Annotated in this window: 14 protein-coding genes and 1 pseudogene; 10 read left to right on the top strand and 5 right to left on the bottom strand. The window is 64.3% G+C overall.

What is annotated here, in order from left to right:
• A pseudogene (locus NCR93_RS30365) lies at positions 1 to 185 on the bottom strand (hypothetical protein); the annotation flags it as partial.
• 198 nt (positions 186 to 383) lie between these two features.
• On the opposite strand from NCR93_RS30365, the gene NCR93_RS30360 reads away from it, so the two are divergent.
• Positions 384 to 1,511: an aminotransferase class V-fold PLP-dependent enzyme gene (locus NCR93_RS30360; protein ID WP_175982184.1), complete on the top strand. Its 1,128-nt coding sequence runs from the start codon at positions 384 to 386 to the stop codon at positions 1,509 to 1,511.
• A gap of 9 nt (positions 1,512 to 1,520) precedes the next feature.
• Here the strand turns inward: NCR93_RS30360 and NCR93_RS30355 are convergent, their stop codons facing one another.
• Positions 1,521 to 3,029 carry an MDR family MFS transporter gene (locus NCR93_RS30355; protein WP_033535645.1) on the bottom strand — a complete coding sequence of 503 codons (1,509 nt, stop codon included), beginning with the start codon at positions 3,027 to 3,029 and terminating at the stop codon, positions 1,521 to 1,523.
• Between the two features lie 98 nt (positions 3,030 to 3,127).
• On the opposite strand from NCR93_RS30355, the gene NCR93_RS30350 reads away from it, so the two are divergent.
• Both NCR93_RS30350 and NCR93_RS30345 read left to right on the top strand, forming a co-directional pair.
• A complete protein-coding gene (locus NCR93_RS30350) occupies positions 3,128 to 3,985 on the top strand; it encodes an AraC family transcriptional regulator (protein ID WP_008345768.1) in 858 nt (285 codons plus the stop codon).
• A 44-nt stretch (positions 3,986 to 4,029) separates the two neighbouring features.
• Complete coding sequence (locus tag NCR93_RS30345) at positions 4,030 to 4,437, top strand: DUF2000 domain-containing protein (RefSeq protein WP_008345769.1); 408 nt, start codon at positions 4,030 to 4,032, stop codon at positions 4,435 to 4,437.
• 18 nt (positions 4,438 to 4,455) lie between these two features.
• Here NCR93_RS30345 and NCR93_RS30340 read toward each other — a convergent pair whose 3' ends face one another.
• The 3 genes from NCR93_RS30340 to NCR93_RS30330 all read right to left on the bottom strand — a co-directional run bounded on the left by NCR93_RS30340 (position 4,456) and on the right by NCR93_RS30330 (position 8,279).
• On the bottom strand, positions 4,456 to 4,827 hold the full coding sequence (locus NCR93_RS30340) for an RcnB family protein (protein WP_008345771.1): 372 nt from the start codon (positions 4,825 to 4,827) through the stop codon (positions 4,456 to 4,458).
• 101 nt (positions 4,828 to 4,928) lie between these two features.
• Positions 4,929 to 6,602, bottom strand: a complete 1,674-nt coding sequence (locus tag NCR93_RS30335) for a hypothetical protein (RefSeq protein WP_175982185.1) — start codon at positions 6,600 to 6,602, stop codon at positions 4,929 to 4,931.
• A 12-nt stretch (positions 6,603 to 6,614) separates the two neighbouring features.
• Complete coding sequence (locus tag NCR93_RS30330; protein WP_008345774.1) at positions 6,615 to 8,279, bottom strand: outer membrane protein assembly factor BamB family protein; 1,665 nt, start codon at positions 8,277 to 8,279, stop codon at positions 6,615 to 6,617.
• Between the two features lie 605 nt (positions 8,280 to 8,884).
• Between NCR93_RS30330 and NCR93_RS30325 the strand changes: the two genes are divergently transcribed.
• The 7 genes from NCR93_RS30325 to NCR93_RS30295 all read left to right on the top strand — a co-directional run bounded on the left by NCR93_RS30325 (position 8,885) and on the right by NCR93_RS30295 (position 20,972).
• Positions 8,885 to 9,544, top strand: coding sequence for an SCO family protein (locus NCR93_RS30325; protein WP_239295263.1), 660 nt, complete (start codon positions 8,885 to 8,887; stop codon positions 9,542 to 9,544).
• Positions 9,545 to 9,620: 76 nt separating this feature from the next.
• The gene (locus NCR93_RS30320) at positions 9,621 to 11,534 is read left to right on the top strand and encodes an RICIN domain-containing protein (RefSeq protein ID WP_008345777.1); all 1,914 of its coding nucleotides are present in this window, start codon (positions 9,621 to 9,623) and stop codon (positions 11,532 to 11,534) included.
• A complete protein-coding gene (locus tag NCR93_RS30315) occupies positions 11,535 to 12,008 on the top strand; it encodes a hypothetical protein (protein WP_175982186.1) in 474 nt (157 codons plus the stop codon).
• Between the two features lie 135 nt (positions 12,009 to 12,143).
• A complete protein-coding gene (locus NCR93_RS30310; protein WP_250532390.1) occupies positions 12,144 to 14,885 on the top strand; it encodes an EAL domain-containing protein in 2,742 nt (913 codons plus the stop codon).
• Positions 14,886 to 15,268: 383 nt separating this feature from the next.
• Positions 15,269 to 16,405 (top strand): efflux RND transporter periplasmic adaptor subunit, encoded by a 1,137-nt coding sequence (locus tag NCR93_RS30305; RefSeq protein ID WP_175982188.1) that lies wholly within the window; start codon positions 15,269 to 15,271, stop codon positions 16,403 to 16,405.
• A 6-nt stretch (positions 16,406 to 16,411) separates the two neighbouring features.
• The gene (locus NCR93_RS30300) at positions 16,412 to 19,549 is read left to right on the top strand and encodes an efflux RND transporter permease subunit (RefSeq protein ID WP_008345784.1); all 3,138 of its coding nucleotides are present in this window, start codon (positions 16,412 to 16,414) and stop codon (positions 19,547 to 19,549) included.
• Positions 19,542 to 20,972, top strand: a complete 1,431-nt coding sequence (locus NCR93_RS30295; protein ID WP_239295264.1) for an efflux transporter outer membrane subunit — start codon at positions 19,542 to 19,544, stop codon at positions 20,970 to 20,972. The genes NCR93_RS30300 and NCR93_RS30295 overlap by 8 nt, the downstream gene beginning before the upstream one ends.
• Positions 20,973 to 20,987 lie beyond the last annotated feature (15 nt).

The following is a 20,987-nucleotide window of genomic DNA, read 5'->3' as shown; positions in this document are numbered from 1 at the left end:
CCGCCACCCACCGCCCCGCCGAGCACCGCGCCCGTGCTGCCGCCCACCGCGCCGCCCAGCGCCGCGCCGGCTACGCCGCCGAGCGCGCCGCCGAGCGCATTGTTCATGTCGCCGGCCATCGCCGAAACCGACGCAGCAGCCGTGAGCGCTGCGATTGCAACGAGTCGAATGATTCGCTTTGACATAGTTCGGATGATTGTTTTTGAGACGGGCCGAGTATAACCGCGGCTTACGAAAACCTTCGGTAAAATTGCCGCACGTCGGCGGTAAGACTTGTAACAAAGTCCGATTGCCGACATCGCGCGGCCGCAGCCGACACCTCGCCGATGGCGACGTTAGAATCTAATTCCGATTCGTCGAATCGTCCGCTACAGGAGGCCAGCGTGCCCGCGTTACTCCCTGACGTCGATCGAGATGGACTTCTCGAATACTCGGTCGTCTTCACCGACCGATCGATCAACCATATGTCGCAGCGCTTTCAGGGCGTCATGCGCGACATCTCCAACACCCTGAAGAAGGTCTACAACGCCAAGGCCGTCGCGGTCGTTCCCGGCAGCGGGACCTTCGGCATGGAAGCGGTCGCCCGGCAGTTCGCGACGAACAAGAAGTGCCTCGTCATCCGCAATGGCTGGTTCAGCTACCGCTGGTCGCAGATTTTCGACATGGGCGGCATTCCGTCCGAATCGACCGTGCTGAAGGCGCGCCCGGTCGCGGAAGGCAGGCAGGCCGCATTTGCGCCGCCGCCGATCGAAGAAGTCGTCGCCGCGATCAAGCAGAACAAGCCCGATCTCGTCTTCGCGCCGCACGTCGAAACCGCAGCCGGAATCATCCTGCCCGATTCGTATCTGCGCGCCGTGGCCGATGCGGTTCACGCCGTGGGCGGCATGTTCGTGCTGGACTGCATCGCCTCGGGCACCGTCTGGGTCGACATGGAAGCGAGCGGCGTCGATGTGCTCATCAGCGCGCCGCAAAAGGGATGGAGCGCGTCGCCGTGTTGCGGACTCGTCATGTTGAGCCCGCTCGCCCGCGAAAGAATCGACGCGACGACGAGCACGAGCTTCGCCTGCGACCTTCGCAAATGGCTGCAAATCATGGAAGCCTACGAGAACAACGGCTTCGCGTATCACGCCACGATGCCCACGGACAGTCTCACGACACTGCGCGATGTCATGAAGGAAACCGAGGCGTACGGCTTCGACAAAGTGCAAGCGGAGCAATTCGAGCTGGGCAAGCGCATCCGCTCGCTCTTGGCCGACAAGGGCTTCAAGAGCGTGGCGGCCGAAGGTTTCGAAGCGCCGGGCGTCGTGGTCTGCTACACGGACGATGACGGCATCCGCACCGGCAAGAAATTCGCCGATGCCGGCGTGCAGATCGCGGCGGGCGTTCCGCTTCAATGCGACGAGCCGGCAGATTTCAAGACCTTCCGCATCGGCTTGTTCGGGCTGGACAAGCTTCACGACATCGAAGGCACGGAGGCCCGATTCGCAAAGGCGCTGAAGAGCATTCTGTAACGCGCGCGGCTAGCGTTGCGGCAGCGCGCGCCGCGTGAGATTCAGCACCAGCAGGAAGCCGATGAACATGACGATGCCGCCCGCGATCAGGCTCGCACCGATCGCGCCGCGATAGACCGCGACGATCTGCGCCTGCTGCGCCGCGCTCATCTGCGCGATCGCGGCGATACCGTGATCCAGCAGCGCCTGCGTATCGAGGGACGCAGGCAGCCCGCTCATCTCGCGCTTGAGCACGAAGGTCATGATGCCGCCGGACAACGCCACGCCCAGCGACGCTCCCAGCGAGCGCACGAATCCCATCGTCGCGGTGGCGGCGCCGAGCACGCGCTCGGGCACCGAGTTCTGCACGATGACCGTCGCGTTCGGCATGCCGATGCCCATGCCCGCGCCGAGCACCGCCATCGCGCAGAGAAAGAGCGGCACGCTCGCGCCGATATGCGCAAGCAAGGCGAGCGAGGCGAGACCGAGACATTCGAGAAAGACGCCGATCGACAGGAGCGTCGCGATACGCCGCATGCTGCCGACGGAAAAACGTCCGCCGGTCACGGACGTGACGAGCATCATCGCGACTTGCGGCAGCATCATCGCGCCGGACTGCTCGGGCGTCTCGCCCAATACGAGCTGGAAATAGAGCGGCATGAAGACGAGCGAGCCCATCATCGCGAAGGCCATGATGCCGGAAGCCGCCACGCAGGTCGCGTAAGGCACGTTGCCGAAGAGCTTCAGATCGATGATCGGTTCCCGCGCGCGCCGCTCGACGAAGAACAGGGCGACGAAGCACGCGAGCGCAAGCACGCACGACAACGGCAAGCGCATGCCCGACATGAACGACGCGGACGCCGAATTGAACACCAGCAACAGCGCCGATGTCCCGATGCAGACCAGCACCGCGCCCGCGTAATCGACGGCGTGCTCGCCGCCGCGCTCGACCTTCGGCAGCGACATCATCACGAGCGCGAGCGACAGCGCGCCGATCGGCGGATTGATGTAGAACACCCATCGCCATGACGCGTGACTCGTGATGAAGCCGCCCAGCAACGGCCCCGCGACGCTGCTCACCGCGAACGCGCCGGTGAAGAGGCCCTGATAGCGCCCGCGCTCGCGCATCGGCACGATGCTGCCGACGAGCGTCTGCGACATCGTCATCAGCCCGCCGGCGCCGAATCCTTGCAGCGCGCGAAACAGAATGAGCGCGTTCATCGATCGCGCCGCGCCGCACAGCGCCGAAGCCACGAGAAAAATGCCGATGCTGAGCGCGAAGAACGGCTTGCGTCCGTACATGTCGGAGAGCTTGCCGTAGAGCGGCGCGCTGACCGTCGACGTCAGCATGAACGCGGTGACGACCCACGTAAGATGGTTCAGGCCGCCGAGTTCGCCCGCGATGACCGGCAGCGCGGTCGCCACGATGCTCTGGTCGAGCGCCGCGAGGATCATCGCGAGAATGAGGCCCGCGAACACGCGCCGGCGCTGGTTTAACGGGATCGGTGAAACGGCAACGTCGATTGTTTCTGTGGACATCGTGTAGCGAAAATTGAATGGAAGAACGCACTACGCGCGCAGCAGGATGCGTGCCCTTTCGTATAACATTCCTTGGTTAAGCAGCGCCGGAGCGAGCGATGACAACCGCAACCGTATTCAACGAGCACGCCGATCACTGGCTCGCCGCGCGGCGCGATCCGGAGACGGGTATCGAAGGGCTGCGCGCGCATTTCAGCGGTCACGCCTACGATCCGCACGATCACGACGACATGCTGATCGGCTACACGGAACAAGGCGTGCAGCGCTTTCAGTGTCATCGGTCTTTGCATACGAGCGTGCCGGGCCGCGCGATATTGATCGAACCCGGCGCGCTGCACGACGGTCATGCGCCGGAAGCCGGCGGCTTCACCTACGCGATGCTGTACCTGCCGCAAGCATGGGTCGAACGCGCGGCGCACGAACTGAATCTTCCGGGCCTGCGCAGCGTCGAGGCGGCTTTCAGTCGAACGCTCGTCGACGATCGCCGGCTCGTCGACGTCATCCGCACGGCGTTCCACGCCATCTATCACGACGAAGGCAGGCTCGCGCGCGATCAGGCGTTCGATCGCCTGCTGACGCAACTCAGCGGCCAGTTGCGCGACGCGCCGTCGATCGGCGGCGTCACCGCGCCGCTCGCCGCCCTTCGCGCGCGCGATCTCCTGCATGAACAGATGGACGGCAACATCGGACTCGATGAGCTCGCGACCGTTGCGGGCATCGACCGGTTCCGCCTGACGCGCCTCTTCAAGCGCGCGTTCGGCACGTCGCCGCACGCGTATCTGGTGCGCTTGCGCCTGCGCGCCGCGCGTCGCTTGCTGGCGGCCGGTCATCGGCCCGCGCAGGTTGCCGCGATCGTCGGATTCTCGGATCAGAGCCACCTCGGCCGCTGGTTTCATCGCGCGTACCGGATGACACCGGCCGCGTATCGGCGGATGTGCACAAACGTTCCAGACTGAACGCCGCGAATCGCGCAACATGAATGTTCCAAGGAGGAACCTTCATGTTCGACACCAAAGTGGCGCTCATCGTGCGCGATGATCTGCCCGTCTGGCAAAAGCTCAATGTCGTCGCCTTTCTCGCGACCGGCGTCGCGGCCGCGGTGCCCGAAGCGCTCGGCGAGCCTTACGAGGACGCCGCCGGACATCGCTACGGCCGCATGCTGGGCCAGCCGATGCTCGTGTTCGCCGCCGATCTGTCCGGCCTGCAAGCCGCGCATCGACAGGCGATCACGCGCGAACTCAGAATCGTGCCGTATGTTCACGCGATGTTTTCCACCGGGCACGATGCCGCGAATCGCGAGGCATTTCGTGCCGAGGACGCGGCGAATCTCGATCTCGTCGGCCTCGCGCTGCACGGCGCCAAAAAGGCCGTCGACAAGGCGGTAAAGGGACTGGCCTTGCACGGCTGATTCGAGCCGCCTTGTCGGTCAATGCGACGACACGATGATGCTCGAAATGACGCCCGTGGCGATCGCCGCCAACACGAAGTCGCCGTTCACCTGCACCCACTGATAACCCGAGGGCGGAGCGTGCAGGTCATGCGCGCGCCAGTCCTTCACGACGTAACGCGATCCACGATACGAATCCGGCAGACGGTCGCCCGAATGCCAGTCCTGATGCGGCACCGGACGGCGCGCATCGTCGTGTCCGCGTGCTTCGGGTCCGGCGTTTCGCGGCTTGCCGGGCCCTTCCTGTTGTCGATGATCCGGGCCTGCATCCGGTCCGGCCGGTTGAGCGAACGCGGCCGTCTGTCCAAAGGTGATGACACAAAGAAGGGAAGCAATCGCAAGTCTGTTCATAGGCATCTCCATAAAACCAATGAGAGCGATGGCGCGCTCATTGATTCAATGCGATGCCTTTCGTTTCCTTACCGCAGGTCGCATCGGCGCGTGTGAATCGTTCATCGACCGAGCACCGTCACGGCGGGAAAGCGCATCAGATTTTCAACGTCCCACTCGTCGCCCAGATAGCGCGTATCCGGCAGCGCGCGAGGCGAGACGAGATCGGCGGACATGCCGCGCGCGATCAGACGTTGAAGAACGTCGTCACGTAGCCAGAACAGCGACCCGTCGTATATGGCGGGCCTGTAATCCGCCTTGAACGCGGCAAGCGAGTAGATGTCGCTGTCCCTGCTCCATACGCCATGCGTTTCGATGACTTCGGGACGTTCCGTGCTTATGTAGTCGCCCAGCTTGGCATACCCCTGACGCGTCAGCGATGGATTCGTCAGCAGCCCCAGATCCAGGATGTTCAGGCGTTCGCAGCACAATGCCGTGCCGCCGACGTCCGGCGTCAGGAACTTGAGCGTCGGCTGCCCGAGATGCTCGCGCAAGCGATCGACCGACGCGCCGGTCATCGCGAAGTTCTGTGGCGTTACGCCTCGCCAGTCGCCGGGCGATTGATTCCACACCCTTTTGCGAACCGCGCTTCCCATTGCATCCATCGAAGCCGGCAGCGCGCCGCGCATCGCCGCGCCGACGATCATCGTGTCGACGTTTTCGCGCAGCACCTTGGCGTTGAACACGAAGGTCCCGGCAAGGCACAGCAAGAGCCAGCGCAAGACGCGCGGCCGACGCATGTTCGCGAAACGTTCCGCGAGCGATAGCACGAGGATTGGCAGCACCGCCACGAACATCCGGCCGGTATAGCCCCAGTTTCTTCCCGATATCAGTGCGAACACGCCAAAGGCCACTATCAGAAGCAGCGGCATCGGATCGAGACGGCGCGCCTGACCGCCCTTCCAGCTCAGGACGATGCCAGCCAGCAGCGCGGCGTTCACGAAGAGAAAATCCTTGAGGCCGCGCAGCTTCTCCAGTAAGCCGTCCCAGCCCTTCTTGCTGTATGGCGCGTGAAGCTTGGCCAGAATGGTGTTCGGCAACAATACGCCGAAGACCCAATATCGCCAGAGCGTCATCAGCAGAAAACAAAGCATCAGGCACACGCACATTCGAAACGCGCGCGAGCGTTCCTGCGGGCAAAACACGACCATCCAGCCCAGCGCGAAACCCAGATAGAACACCGCTTCGAAGCGAGTCAGCATCAGAAGCGGCACGAGTGCATACGCGAGCGTCGATTGCGCGCGCCAGTAGAGCACGAACGCGAGCAGCAGCAACGCGAAGACCGTCATCTCCATGCCGTTGACGATCTCGGCCTGACACATCGGAAGCAGCCCGAGCAAGGACACGACGATGAGCCGATGCGTCGGGCTCGGCAATGACGGTTGAAGCGCGCGCCACATCAGCACCAGCGTAGCGCTGAGCGCGATGAACGAAAGCAGTTGCGCCGCCCTGATCGCTTCGAGAAAGCCCGGATGGAACAGCCAATGCCCGATCGCGAGCATCGCCGTCATGAGCAGCGTCGACGTACCTTCGCCCAACGGCGACACCGGGGTCAACGCAAACAATCCGTGCCGCCCGAGCGTCTGTGCATACGCGACGGTGATGGCGCCGTCGTCCCATCCGTATGGGCCGGCCAGCGCGATCGCCGTCAACGAAAGTACTGCGTACGCCACTGCGAAGAGCAACCCGGTGGCTTTCTCCTTCGCCTCGATCCTGTGCGTGACGTGTTCGGTCATAGGCAGACAGCGCTATTGCGACCGCAATCCGAACACGGCGACGCCATTCTTCGCGCCCACATACACCTTGCCGTTCGCGATCATCGGCGTGATGAACTTGTTGCCCGCACCGAACTGGTCGCGCGCGCCCGCATCGACGCTGCTGTAGAGCTGATGATTGAGATTGGTCGCGTCGTAGGCACGCAGCACGCCGATCGACCCGTTCTCCGCCGCCCACAGAATCGCGTTTGACGTGCCGTTCGCCGAAATGCTCGGCGTCGCGCCCGGGAAGCCGAACGAGTTCAGCGTCTGACTCGACGGCGTGCGCGACAGCGCGGCGTTCGTTACCGTGAACGCCTTGATGTTGTCGCCGACCGAGCCGAAATAGACCCTGCCGTTGAAGTACGCGGGCGCGCCGAACATCGGTCCGCGTATCTGGCCGACGAGCTCCTGATAGATGTGATCCGCGTTCGAATCGAACTTGCCCATCGACCAGCGGTTGACGACATAGATCGTCGAGTTCTTGCCCGCGCCGACCGCGAGACGCCAGACCTTGCCGTTCGCATCGGTGAAATCGGGCAAGACCATCGCGCCGCCGGAACCGAGGTCTTCGTCCTCGTTCGATTGCTGCACCGTGTTCGACGGCTGGAAGTAGTCCTGCACTCTCAACGGCCCGAGATTCAGCCGCAGGAAGCCGTTGCCGAAGTTGCCGTTGATCGGCATCTCGTGCTCGTTCTGCGTCGGATCGAAGGTGCCGTTGGCATCGAGGAAATAGATCGATTCGCCGTCCGACGCAGGGCCCGCGCCGCTCATCCAGATCGAGCCCATCTGGCCGTTCGGCGTGACGTTCAGCACGCTCGCCTGCTGCAGCGTGTTGGCGTCGTAGCCGATCACCCAGCCGGTGTACGGCATGAAATCGCAATGCGATGTCCACGCGGTATAGATGACGCCGTTCAACTGCAGCAACGCCGCGCGCTCGGCGTACTGACCCGGATCGAACGTCAGCGTGCCGTTCTGGCTGCCCGCGCCGTTGCCCGGATAGGTCGCGCGGATTTCGGTCGGACCGTTGAAGAGCTCGGCGCCCGTCGTGATATCGAGCGCGTGGATGCGCTGGTGATAGCCGCCCGACGCGTCCTTCGACATGCCGACGACATACATCGCGCCGTTCGGTCCGCGCCCGCGATCGATGACGGGCGTCGCCGTCACACCGATCGTCGGCGTGATCTGATGGCACTTGTGATCGTCGCTCGGATTCTCGCCGCTGCCGAGCGTGGAGACTCTCCAAAGCGTCGCGCCGCTGTCGGCATCGAACGCGTAGACGCTTCCGTTCTCGGTCGCGACGTACACGACGTTGTGCGTGGCGCCCCCGATCGGAACGTTCGCGAGAAAGAGCGGCTGCGCGTCGACGGCGCCATCGACGGAATAGAAAGCCACCTTGCCGAACGTGTTCTGGTTGACGTTCGCGAGCGTGAGGGTCGTTTCGGCGAGTTGCTGTCCGGTGCGGGCGATGTCGTTGTGCCAGGTGACGACGTCCATCGCGTTGCTGGGCGACGTTGCCTTCGCCACGCTCGACGCGGCCCGGCTCGCCGCGGCCGATGTCGCATCGCCGCCGGAGTCGCCGCCACTGCACGCGGCGATGATTGCCGCGATCAGCACGGCGCCGAGTGCGGCGGCATAAGCGGAAAAACGCGCATTCATTTGCATTCTCCTTCTCCGGAAGGGGCCGGAACGGACAACGCGGTGTCGGGCGACATCGGTGCTGCAACAGAGCAATCGTGATGCCCCATAGCAGCGTGTACCCGCAAACCAGCGCATCAGCGAAGCGAGGAAGCCGTCGAGCGCCCCGAGGGACGCAATTCGGCCGCTATTGAACATCGGGAAACGGAGGGCGAGCGACGAACCTGGCTTACAAAAGAGCGCGTCAGCTTTGCTCGCGACTCGCGCGCCTTCGCGGAATGGTGACGGAGAACCAGAGCAGTCTTGTCACCGAACGTTCGGGCGTAACGGGGAAGGCTCTTTACCGACTGAAAGCTATCGCAAATCGCGGAGTGAATCAATCGCGCAGGTTTTACATTGCACTTTTCGAAATCGTGCGCGTCGTTGATGACATGTTGCCGGGGCTGTAAAAACGAATGTGGGGGAGTGCACATATCTACCTACTTATTTCGCGTCTCGAACTTTTTTTGCCGATTTGGGCTGCTAATCTTTGGGCCAATGGTCATGCAAATCGCAAGGCCGTCTGTCCGGATGTCCGACATGCAAGTCTCACCTTGAGAGCCCTCGCCGGGACCAGGAACGTGCCGATGACGACGATTTCGGAAATCCGCGAAACGATGCCCGACCGAATGACATCCGGCATGCAGGCGCCCGCGCGCTCATCGGCTCGCCGCTCGCTGCTTCGCCACATGGCCGCGCTCGCTCTGGGTGCAGTGTCGTCGCCCTCCTTCGCGCAGCATGGCGATCTCGGACTCGTCACGCCGCCAGTCCGTCTCGACGATACATGGCTCGTCGATCAGACCGGCAAGAAGCGTCTGCTCAGCGACTTGCTGCATCAGCGCGTGACTGCAGTGCAAACCGTCTATACCGGCTGCGGCACGATATGTCCCTTGCAAGGCGCGTTGTTTAACGCGGTTCAGGAACGGATACCGCAAATCCGCGCGCGTCGTCCGGTGCAATTGCTGTCGGTCGGGATCGATCCGCTTTCGGATTCGCCGTCGGCATTGCGCGCATGGCTCGCGCGCTTTCAGGCGGGTTCCGCCTGGAATGCAGCGACGCCGGCACTCGCCGATGTCGACCGGATGCGCGTGGCGCTCTCGGGCAGCAACGCGCCTCTCGGCGACATCGCTGACCATTCCACCCAGGTCTATTGCTTCGATGCCAACGCGATGTTGCGCTGGCGAAGCGCCGATCTTCCTCGCGTCGAAGACATCTGCGATGTGCTCGGCGCGCTCGCACGTACGTAACCCGCTTCATGTACGGGGTGCAACCATGCCTGGAATCCGTTCGACGAGCCACGCGTCAAGCCTGTTCGTCCGATGCATGCGCTTCTTGCTGCTCGTCGCGTTGCCGCTGGCATTGGCGGGCATGCCGCACGCCGCGCGCGCGCAAAGCTCGGCGCCCATCACGCTGAGCGGCACCAGCCTGTGCGCCGACGTGAGCGGCGAATCGAGGGCGCCGGGCGCGCCCGTGATTACGTGGTCCTGCTGGGGCGGCGCGAATCAGCAGTGGTTTCCGTCAGCGACCGGCACGCGCTACAACCTCATCAATCAGAACAGCGGCCTGTGCATGGACGTCTCGGGCCAAAGCCAGAGTCCGGGCGGCCCCGTCATCCAGTGGACCTGCAATGGCGGCGCGAATCAGGCGTTCTCGTTGACGCCGCAAGGCGCGGGCTACGCGATCGTCGCGGGACATAGCGGCTTGTGCGTGACCGCATCGAGCACGACGTCGCAAGGCAATCAACTATCGCAGCAAGTGTGCAACGGAAGCGCGACGCAAACGTGGCAAGTGGCCGGCCTGCCGGTACAGCAAGCCGCATTGCCGTCGAAGTGGACGACGCCGTATCAGTTGCCGCTCGTCCCGCTGCAAGCCGCCAATCTGCCCAATGGAAACGTGCTCGTCTGGTCGGCCGACGCGCCGCTCGACTTCACCGACAGCGCGAATCCGCCGGCGAGAACCTACACGGCGATCTTCAATCCATCGAACGGCACGAGTTCGCAAGTGATCGTGACCAATACCGCGCACGACATGTTCTGCCCCGGCATTTCCAATCTCCCCGATGGCCGCATCTTCGTGACCGGCGGATTGAGCGTGCGGCAGACCAGCATCTATTCGCCGACGACCAACACATGGACCGCGGGCAATCAGATGAACATCCCGCGCGGCTATCAGGGCAGCGTGACGCTGAGCAACGGCAACGTGTTCGTCATGGGCGGCTCGTGGAGCGGAGGGCTCGGAGGAAAGTCCGGCGAAACGTGGACCTCGGGTTCGGGCTGGCGGATCAATAGCGCGATTCTCGACGATTACATCGTCACGAACGACGCGAGAGGCGTGTTCCGCTCCGACAATCACGCGTGGATGTTCGCGGTCGGCAACGGACGCGTGTTCCATGCGGGACCGAGCAAGGCGATGCACTGGTTCGATACGGCGGGCAACGGCAACGTGAGCCCGGCCGGCAACCGTGGCAGCGACGGCGACGCGATGAACGGCAACGCGGTCATGTACGACGTCGGCAAGATTCTCGCGGTCGGTGGCGCGCCGAGCTACGATCAGTCGCCGGCCACGGCCAACGCGACGCTCATCGACATCAGCAGCGGCAACGCGACGACGCGGACCATCCCGCCGATGAGCTACCGGCGCGCGTTCAACAACAGCGTCGTGCTGCCGAACGGACAGGTCGTCGTGATCGGCGGACAGACCTTCGCCGAGCCTTTCTCGGACAACAACGCGGTCCTCACCCCGGAACTCTGGGACCCCGCGACCAACACGTTTTCCCCGCTCGCGCAGCAGGCCGTGCCGCGCACCTATCACAGCGTCGCGCTGCTGCTGAACGACGGACGCGTGCTGAGCGGCGGCGGGGGTCTGTGCGGATCATGCTCGACCAATCACACCGACATCGAGATCCTGACGCCGCCGTACCTGCTCAACTCGGACGGTTCCGCCGCGTCGCGTCCGACTCTCAGCTCCGTTCCGAGCGATGCGCAGCTCGGCACGACGATCGTGGTGACGGCCAGCCGGAGCACGCGCGCATTCGTGCTGATGCGCTCGTCTTCGGTTACGCATTCGCTGAACAACGAGCAACGACGCGTGCCGCTCACGTTCAGCGTCGGTACGGCGGGCGAATTCCAGTTGAACATTCCGTCCGATCCGGGCGTCGTCGTCCCCGGCTATTACATGCTGTTCGCGCTGAACGCCAACGGCGTGCCGAGCGTTTCGCGCGTGCTGCGCGTGCGTTGAATGCCCCGACGCCGCTTCCTCGAGGCGCGGGCCGCGGCGATGCGCGTCGCATTCGTCGCATTCGTCGCGGTCGTCGCATTCGTCGCGGTCGTGGCAATTGCGCCGCTTGCGCGCGCGCAGACCGCATGCGACCCCGCCGACATGGGCTGCGCGATCTTCAACGGACAACATCCGATGACCGCGCATCTGCGCGACGACGAGCGCCCGTTGCCTTCCTTTGCGACGCGATGCGTCAATTGCCACGTCGGCACATCGACGAAACCCGCGTTCGCGCCGCCGCTGACGCACGACGCCCTGCTCGGCGTCGCAAGCCGCCGTGGCGGGCCGCTCAGTCACTATGACGCGACGTCCTTCTGCCGCACCGTGAAGGACGGCATCGATCCGGCGGGCGTGCTGCTGCGCAAGTCGATGCCCCACTACCGCATCGCCGATACCGAATGCCAGGCGCTTTGGCAATACGTCATGCATCGATGAGCGCGGGCGCTACGCGTTCCGGCGAGAGGTATTTATTGCCTCAACCGTCAGAAGAATCATTCCAATAAGGGCTTAACCCGCTAAAGAGCTTTCGACGAAGGTCGTAAAACATGCAAACCGTGTACAGGATTGATCATGTTTCACCTTCGCCTCAGAACCTTGATCTCGTGGTCTCGCCGGCGTTTCGCGACCACGCTGGTTCTGGCGACGCTGTCGGCGTCCGGGCTGTGCCTCGCCGCACTCGCCGCCGTTTCCATCACCGTCGATCGCGACATCGGCGAGCGGGAATTGCGCCGGGCGCTCGACGTCGGCTCGGAGCTCGAACTGCTCGTCGATCTGCATCTCGCCGCCAACACCGACTTCCTCAAGGGCGTCGGCTCGGCCACGTTCGAATCGCGCGCGTGGCCCATCGCCCGCGCGGTGATGGTGGCGCGCGCCTATAACCATCTCGATGCGCTGCTCGCCGATTCGCCCGCCGCCGCCGAAAAGCTCGCGGAACTCAGACGCCTGAGCGGCGAATGGCCCAAAGCGCTGCAGGATGCCGCGGCGAACGTCGCGCTTGCGTCGCATGGCACCGCAGTCGACTCCGGACGGTTGCTGCTCGCCAACGCGTCGCTGAAATCGATCATGGACATTCTCGCCCTGCTGCGCAGCGACGAGCGGGAGCTGATCGCCAGCATGCAGGAGAAAGCGCAATCGCAGATTCTGAAGCAACGCATCGCGCTCATCGTGGGTCTCGCCGCCGGCATGCTGCTGCTCGCGTTCGCGGCGTCGAGCCGGCATCGCTCGGCGCTCGCGAAGAACGCGGCGCGCATCGTCGCCGATGAAGCGCAGAAACGCTTCAGCCAGTACTTCGACCAGCATCCGGTCGCGATGCTGATCTTCGATGTCGGGAACGGCGCGATTCTCACCGCGAACGCGGCGGCGCAACGTCAGTACCGGGCGACGCTGGAACAGCTCAACGCGCTGACGATCTTCGATCTGCGCCCCGCCGAAGAAGTCGCGAGCTTCCGGCTCGATCTCGCGGGCTACGTGCAGTCGGGAGCCGGTTCGGGCGCGGGCGGCATCCGGCGTCATCGCAGGCTCGATGGCGATGTCATCTTCGTGGACGTGTCGTTTCATCTGCTTTCGTTCGGCGGTCACGAGGCGTGTTTCATCACCGCTCACGACGTCACCGCGCACGAGAACGCGAAGGAACAACTGCACCTTCGCAGCCGCGCGCTCGAAGCGACGCGCGACGCCATCGTCATTTCGCATCTCTCTTGCGGCTCGCACCGCATCACGTATGCGAACACCGCGTTCGAGCGCCTGACGGGCCGCCGCGTGGCGGATGTGCTCGGCGCACAAACGCAGGCGGCGCTCGGCTGGGATCGCGCGATGCCCGAGACCGGATCGCTGACGCACGCGATGCGCGGCAATGTCGAAGCATCGCGACTGCTGAAGATGTCGCGCAGCAACGGCTCGACGTTCTGGAGCGATACCTACGTCGGTCCGATTCTCGACGACCACGGACACGTCACGCACAGCATCACGGTGTTGAGCGACGTGACGGAGCGCGTGCGCCATCAGGAGCAGTTGAAGCGCCAGGTGCTCGAAGATCCGCTGACCGGTCTGCCGAACCGGCTCGCGCTCGGCGAACTGTTCGACCACGCCGTGCGGATCGCGCGGCGCAACGGCGACCGGCTCGGATTCATCTTCCTCGATCTGGACAACTTCAAGGACGTCAACGACAGCCTCGGTCATGCGGCCGGCGACGATGTGCTTCGCGAAGTCTCGCGACGGCTCGAATCGAGCGTCACGCCGCCCGGTTTCGTCGCGCGTTACGCAGGCGACGAGTTCGTCGTGCTGCTGCCGGGCCGGAGCCAGGACGAATGCCTCGCCCATGCCCGGCAGATCGCGGCGCTTCTCGCGCAGCCGATGAAAGCCGCCGATGCCACCGTCGTCTCCGTCGCGAGCATGGGCGTCGCGTTCTTTCCCGATCACGGCAGCGACGCCGAGACGCTGCTGCGCGCCGCCGATGCGGCGATGTATCGCTCGAAGTCGCTTCACGCCGGTTCGATACAGGTTTTCGATCCGGAGATCGCGGCGGCGGAGACGGCGCGCAGCGCCATGGTCAAGGCGCTGGGACTCGCCATCGCGAAGAACGAACTGTTCGTGCTGTATCAGCCGAAGATCTGCCTGCGCACGCGGCGGGTCGAAGGCTTCGAAGCGCTGCTCCGATGGCAGAGCAAGGAGTTCGGCCTCGTGAATCCCGCGCAGTTCATCCCGCTCGCGGAGAGCACGGGGCTCATCGTGCAGATCGGCGAATGGGTGCTGGAGCAGGCGTGCCGGCAGGCCGGCGAATGGGCGAGGCTGTCGCCGTTCGTCGTGGTGGCGGTGAATGTCTCGCCCGTGCAGTTCGAACGCAGCGACGTCCCGGCGATGGTCGCGCGCGTGCTCGAACGCTCGCGTGTCGATCCGCGCAATATCGAACTGGAGATCACCGAAAGCACGCTCATGGCGCCCGGCGCGCTGCCTTCGCTGCAAGCGCTGCGCAGGCTCGACGCGTCGATCGCCATCGACGATTTCGGCACGGGCTTTTCGAGCCTGGGCTACGTGCGCAGTTTCATGGTCGATCGGGTCAAGCTCGATATGTCGTTCGTGCGCGGCATCGGTTGCTCGCGCGCCGACGAAGTCATCGTGAAGGCGGTCATCGCCATGGGTCAGGCGCTGGACATACGCGTCGTCGCGGAAGGCGTGGAAACGGCGGATCAGCTCGATTATCTGATCGACAACGGCTGCGACGAAGTACAGGGCTTCTGGCTGGGATGCCCGATGCGACCGGAACTGGCCGAAATATCGCTGATGCAATCGGCGCTCGCGCCGAGCATCGCCTGACGGCGTTTGCGCCGATTCCCAATGCCACGCGAATGCGCTAGATTCTCCGTCGCGAGCGCTTCGCCGAATCGTGTCAATTCAGACACATTATGTGAATGTCGATATGAATCAAAGACTTAGTTGATTTCGGCGCGCGCTGCGATTATCGTTGGGCCCTCGGCAATACTTCGCGCTGTCTCTCCTGATCGACGCCTGCAATCCGCGTCGCGACATCCTCTCGTCACGTTGTGAACCGCCCTTCGGCTCGTCCGATGCACGGCGGCGGGAATCGCATTCCCCGATCAAGCGATGAACTCCCGCGCGACGCCAGCCCTTCCACTTCCGACATGCCAGACAACGAATACGCTTTTGCCCCGCCGTTTGCCCATGCCCCGCTCGCGCGAATGCTCGCGCTCGTCGCGGCCGCCGCCTTCGCGCTGTCCGCGTGCGGCGAGAAATCCGCCGCCGCCGGCGCGCCACCCGCGGCGAATGCGCCCGAAGTCAGCGTGATGACGCTGAAGGCGCAGCGCATCGACATCGTGGACGATCTGTCCGGACGCCTCTCGTCGGTCGAAGTCGCCGACGTGCGCCCGCAAGTCGATGGCATCGTGACCAAGCGGCTTTTCGTCGAAGGCTCGACGGTCAAGGCCGGCCAGCCGCTTTATCAACTCGATGCCGCGAGCTACCAGGCCGCGTACGACACCGCGCTCGGCACGCTGCAAAAGGCGATCGCCACGTCGAAGGCCGCCGACGTCACGGCGAAGCGCTATCAGGAACTCTTCAAGATCAAGAGCGTGAGCGCGCAGGACGTGGAGAACTACGCCGCCGCGGCCGACGAGGCACGCGCCGATATCGTCACGGATCGCGGCTCGCTCGAAACCGCGCGCGTGAATCTGGCGCGCACGCGCATCGTCGCGCCGATCAGCGGCAAGATCGGCAAGTCGGCGGTGACGGTCGGCGCGCTCGTCACGTCGGGACAATCGACGGCGCTCACGACCATCCAGTCGATGGACACGCTCTACCTCGACGTCACGCGTTCCAGCACTGAAGCGCTGCGGCTCTCGAAGGCCATCGCGTCCGGCGCGCTGAAGCCCGGCACGAGCAAGGTCACGGTGCAGACCGAAGACGGCGCGACCTACGCGCATACCGGCACGCTGCTCTTCTCCGATGTCACCGTCGATCAGACCACCGGCTCGATCACGCTGCGGGCATCGATTCCGAACCCGGAGCATCAGCTTCTGCCGGGCATGTTCGTGCAGGCGCAACTCGACGAAGGCGAGCAGGACGCGATTCTCGTGCCGCAAACGCTCGTGAATCGCGGCGCGGGCGGCACCTCGACCGTGCTCGTCGTGAACGCGCAGAACGTCGTCGAAAGCCGCACCGTCACCGCCGATACGGCGCACGGCAACGACTGGATCGTGACGCGCGGCCTGCGCGCGGGCGAGCGCATCGCCACCGACAATCTGCAGGCGGTGAGCGCGGGCATGAAGGTCTCGCCCGTCGAACGCGATGCGCAAGCGCAGCTCGCCAAGGGAGACTGACGCACGATGCTCTCCCGTTTCTTCATTCACCGGCCCGTGCTCGCATGGGTCATCGCCATCGTCGTGATGCTGATCGGCGCGCTCTCGATCCGCACGCTGTCCGTCGAGCAATATCCGAACGTCGCGCCGCCGTCGATCCGCATCACCGCGACCTATCCGGGCGCATCCGCCGATACGCTCGCCACCACGGTCACGCAGGTGATCGAGCAGGACATGACGGGCATCGACAATCTGATGTACATGTCGTCGACGAGCAGCTCGGCGGGCACCGCGACCATCACGCTGACGTTCAAGTCGGGCACCAATGCGGACGTCGCCGCGATGCAGGTGCAGAACAAGGTGCAGGAAGCGAACGCATCGCTGCCGAGCGCCGTTCAGCAACAGGGCATTCAGGTCAGCAAGACCGCGGGCAACATCCTGATGGTCGTATCGGTCACGTCCACGGACGGCCGCATGAACACCGTCGATCTCGGCAATCTGCTCGCGACGCGCGTGCAGGATCCGCTCACGCAGATCAGCGGCGTCGGGCAAGTGACGCTCTTCAGCGCGCAGCACTCGATGCGCGTGTGGCTCGATCCCGTCAAGCTGCGCAGCGTCGGCCTGATGCCGAGCGATGTCACGACCGCCATCGACAGTCAGAACGCGCAGCTTTCCGTCGGGCAGATCGGCGGCGCACCGCAGACGAAGACGCAAGCCATCAACGCGACCATCGTGACGCGCGGCTTTCTCAAGACTTCGGACGAGTTCGCCAACATTCTCCTGCGCGTCAATCAGGACGGCTCGCGCGTGTATCTGAAGGATGTCGGCACGGTCGAAGTCGGCGGCGACTCCTACGACATGACGTCGCGTCTGAACGGCAAGCCCGCCGCCGCGATGGGCATCATGCTCGCAAGCGGCGCGAACGCGCTGTCGGTCGCGAAGGCCGTGCGCGCGCAACTCGCGGTGTTGCAGAAGCAGATGCCGGGCGGCGTGCAACTGAGCGTTCCGCACGACACGACGCCTTTCGTATCCGCGTCCATCTCCGAGGTCATCACGACACTCTTCGAAGCCGTCGTGCTCGTGTTCCTCGTGATGTACCTGTTCCTCGGCAACCTGCGCGCGACGCTCATTCCGACCATCGTCGTGCCGGTCGCGCTGCTCGGCACGTTCGCGCTGATCGCCGCGGTCGGCTTCACCATCAACGTGCTGTCGCTGTTCGCGCTGGTGCTGGCCATCGGTCTTCTGGTCGATGACGCGATCGTCGTGGTCGAGAACGTCGAGCGGTTGCTGAGCGAAGGCCTGTCGCCGCTCGATGCGACCATCAAGGCGATGGGCGAGATCGGCGGCGCATTGATCGGCGTCACCGCCGTGCTGACGGCCGTGTTCATTCCGATGGCGTTCATGTCGGGCTCGACGGGCGAGATCTATCGTCAGTTCTCGCTCACGATCACGTCGGCGATGGTGCTCTCCGTGCTGCTCGCGCTGACGCTCACGCCCGCGCTGTGCGCGACGCTGCTGCGCCCGGTCGATCCGCAACATCAGCGGCGCGGCTTCTTCGCGTGGTTCGAGCGCACATTCGAAGGCGGCACGCGCCGTTACGAGCGTGTAGTGACGCGCCTCGTTGCGCGCCCGCTGCGCTGGATGGCCGCGTATGCCGCGATCTGCGGCGTGGCCGCGCTGCTGTACTGGCAGCTTCCATCGTCGTTCCTGCCGGATGAGGATCAGGGCACGCTGATGACCATCGTCAATCTGCCCGCGGGCAGCTCGAGCGTGCAGGCGAACGTCGTGGAGAAGCAGGTCGAGTCGTATTTCACGGCGCTTCCCGAAGTGGAGAACGTCGTCATGCTCGATGGCTTCAGCGTGTCGGGCAGCGGACAGAACATGGCGATGGCCATGGTCAAGCTCAAGGACTGGAAGGATCGCAAGGGCAAAGGCCAGTCCGCGGCGGAGATCGTCGGCGCCGCGAACGCGCACTTTCGCAGCTTGCGCGCCGGACAGGTCTTCGTGATGAATCCGCCCGCCGTGCAAGGTCTCGGCAGTTACAGCGGTGTCGATTTCGAACTGAAGGACATGGCCGGTCTGGGTCACGATCAGCTTGTCGCCGCGAGAAACAAGCTCCTGGCTCTTGCCGCGAAGGATCCGAAGATCACCGGTATGCGTCCCGCCGGCATGGCCGACGTGCCGCAGTACGCCGTGGATATCGATTACCTGAAGGCGTCGGCGCTCGGCGTCAGCGCTTCCAATATCAACGACACGCTGCAGACCGCGTTTGGCTCGACCTACGTGAACAATTACGTGGACACGGGGCGCATCCAGAAAGTCTATGTTCAAGCGCTGCCGCAATACCGCATGATGCCCGCCGATATCGGCAAATGGTTCGTGACATCGAGCAATACGACGACGAGCACGACCAGCTACGACGGCAAGATGGTGCCGTTCTCGTCGTTCGCCTCGGGCCACTGGACGACCGGTTCTCCGCAAGTCGAACGCTACAATCGCAGCCTTTCGATGGAGATGACCGCGCAAAGCCCGCAAGGCGTCAGCAGCGGCGACACGATGAACGCGATCGAAGCGCTCGTCGCGCAGTTGCCGCAAGGCATTGCGATGGAGTGGACCGGCCAGTCGTATCAGGAGAAGCTCGCGGGCTCGCAGGCGACGTATCTCTATGCGCTTTCGCTGATCGTCGTGTTCCTCTGTCTCGCGGGTCTGTACGAAAGCTGGTCCGTGCCGTTCTCGGTGATCCTCGTCGTGCCGCTCGGCATCGTCGGGGCACTGGTCGCGGCGCATCTGCGCGGCTTCACCGACGACATCTATTTCAAGGTCGGCTTGCTGACGACCATCGGACTCGCGACCAAGAACGCGATCCTGATCGTCGAGTACGCGAAGTCCCTGCACGAGCGCGGTCACAGCGTGCGTCAGGCGGCGATCGAAGCGGCGCATCTGCGCTTGCGGCCCATCGTGATGACCTCGCTCGCCTTCGGCTTCGGCGTGCTGCCGATGGCGTTCGCGAGCGGCGCGGGCGCATCGAGCCGCGAGAGTCTCGGCAACGGCGTGCTTGGCGGCGTGATTGCCGCGACGCTGCTCGCCATCGTCTTCGTGCCAGTATTTTTCGTGCTGATTCGGGGCTTCGGAAACAGGAAGAAGGAAGGAGCCGCTCATGAATAAGCGCTTCGCTGTCTGCCGCATCGTCGCGGCGACGCTGACGGTTTTCGCGCTCGGCGCGTGCACGCTCGAGCCTCACTACGAGCGGCCCGCCGCACCGATGCCCGCGTTCTATCCACAGTACGAATCGACGAGCGCGCAACAACAGGCATCGGCTGCCGACCTGCTGTCCGACTGGCGCTCGTTCGTGCGGGATCCGTATCTGCGTCAGTTGATCGAGCTTGCGCTGACGAACAACCGCGACTTGCGGCAAGCCGCGCTGAAGGTCGCGCAATACGAGGCGGAGTATCGGATCGTGCGCGCCGAACTGGGGCCGTCGATCACGGCGACGGGCACGCATAGCGCGTCGCACCAGTCGGGCGTGACGACGAAATCCACCAGCCTCGAACTCGGCACGAGCGCGTGGGAAATCGACTTCTTCGGCCGCATCCGCAGCCTGAAGGATCAGGCGCTGGAGCAGTATCTGTCGACGGACGCGGCGCGCCGCAGCACGCAGATCAGCCTCATCTCGACCACGGCGGGCGACTATCTGACATGGCTCGCGGATCGCGCCCTGCTCGACGTGACGGAACGCACGGTGGCTTCGTATCGCGACACCTACGAGACGACGCTGCGCGCGGCCAATCTCGGCAGCGGCTCGATGGAAGACGTGCAGTCCGCGCGCACATCGCTGACGAGCGCAATGGCGAATCTCGCCGCGTATCGACGCGCGGTGGAGCAGGATCGCAACAACCTGATCGCGGTGATCGGCTGCCCGTTGCCCGACGGCTTCCCCGACGATCGCGCCTTGCCCGACGAACCGCTCTTCGCCGCCGTGCCCGAGGGCCTGCCTTCGACGCTCTTGACGGAGCGGCCCGACATCATCGAGGCGGAACATGCGTTGAAGTCCGCGAACGCGTATATCGGTGCGGCGCGCGCGGCGTTCTTCCCGACCGTCTCGCTGACCGCGACGGGCGGCGTCGCGAGCAACGGGCTGTCGTCGCTCTTCAAGGCGGGTTCGGGCGCGTGGGCGTTCGAGCCGTCGATCAGCGTGCCGATCTTCCAGTTCGGCAGTCTGCGCGCCTCGCTCGACTCCGCGACGATCTCGAAGAACATCTACGTCGCGGCGTACGAAGGCACGATCCAGACCGCCTTCAAGGAGGTGTCGAACGCGCTTGCGGCGCGCGCCACGTATGTCGATCAGACCGCCGCGGACCTTCAGTATGTCGATGCCGCGCAGCAGTACTACGACATCGCCAATGCGCGCTATCGCGGCGGCCTGGACAGCTTCCTCACTTTGCTCACGGCGCAGCGCACGCTGTTCAGCGCGCAGACCCAGCTCGTGACCGACCGCGCCGCGCAACAGACCAACATGGTGACGCTCTACACGGCGCTGGGCGGCGGCTGGCGCAAGGATGCGCAAGTGCAGGAGACGGCGGCGAAATAGTCAGAACGCGCTTCA

It is taken from the genome of Caballeronia sp. ATUFL_F1_KS39, assembly GCF_023630985.1.
GTDB lineage: Bacteria > Pseudomonadota > Gammaproteobacteria > Burkholderiales > Burkholderiaceae > Caballeronia > Caballeronia zhejiangensis.
The sequence above is the reverse complement of the archived record's forward strand: the minus strand, read 5'-3'. Positions and strand labels throughout refer to the sequence as shown.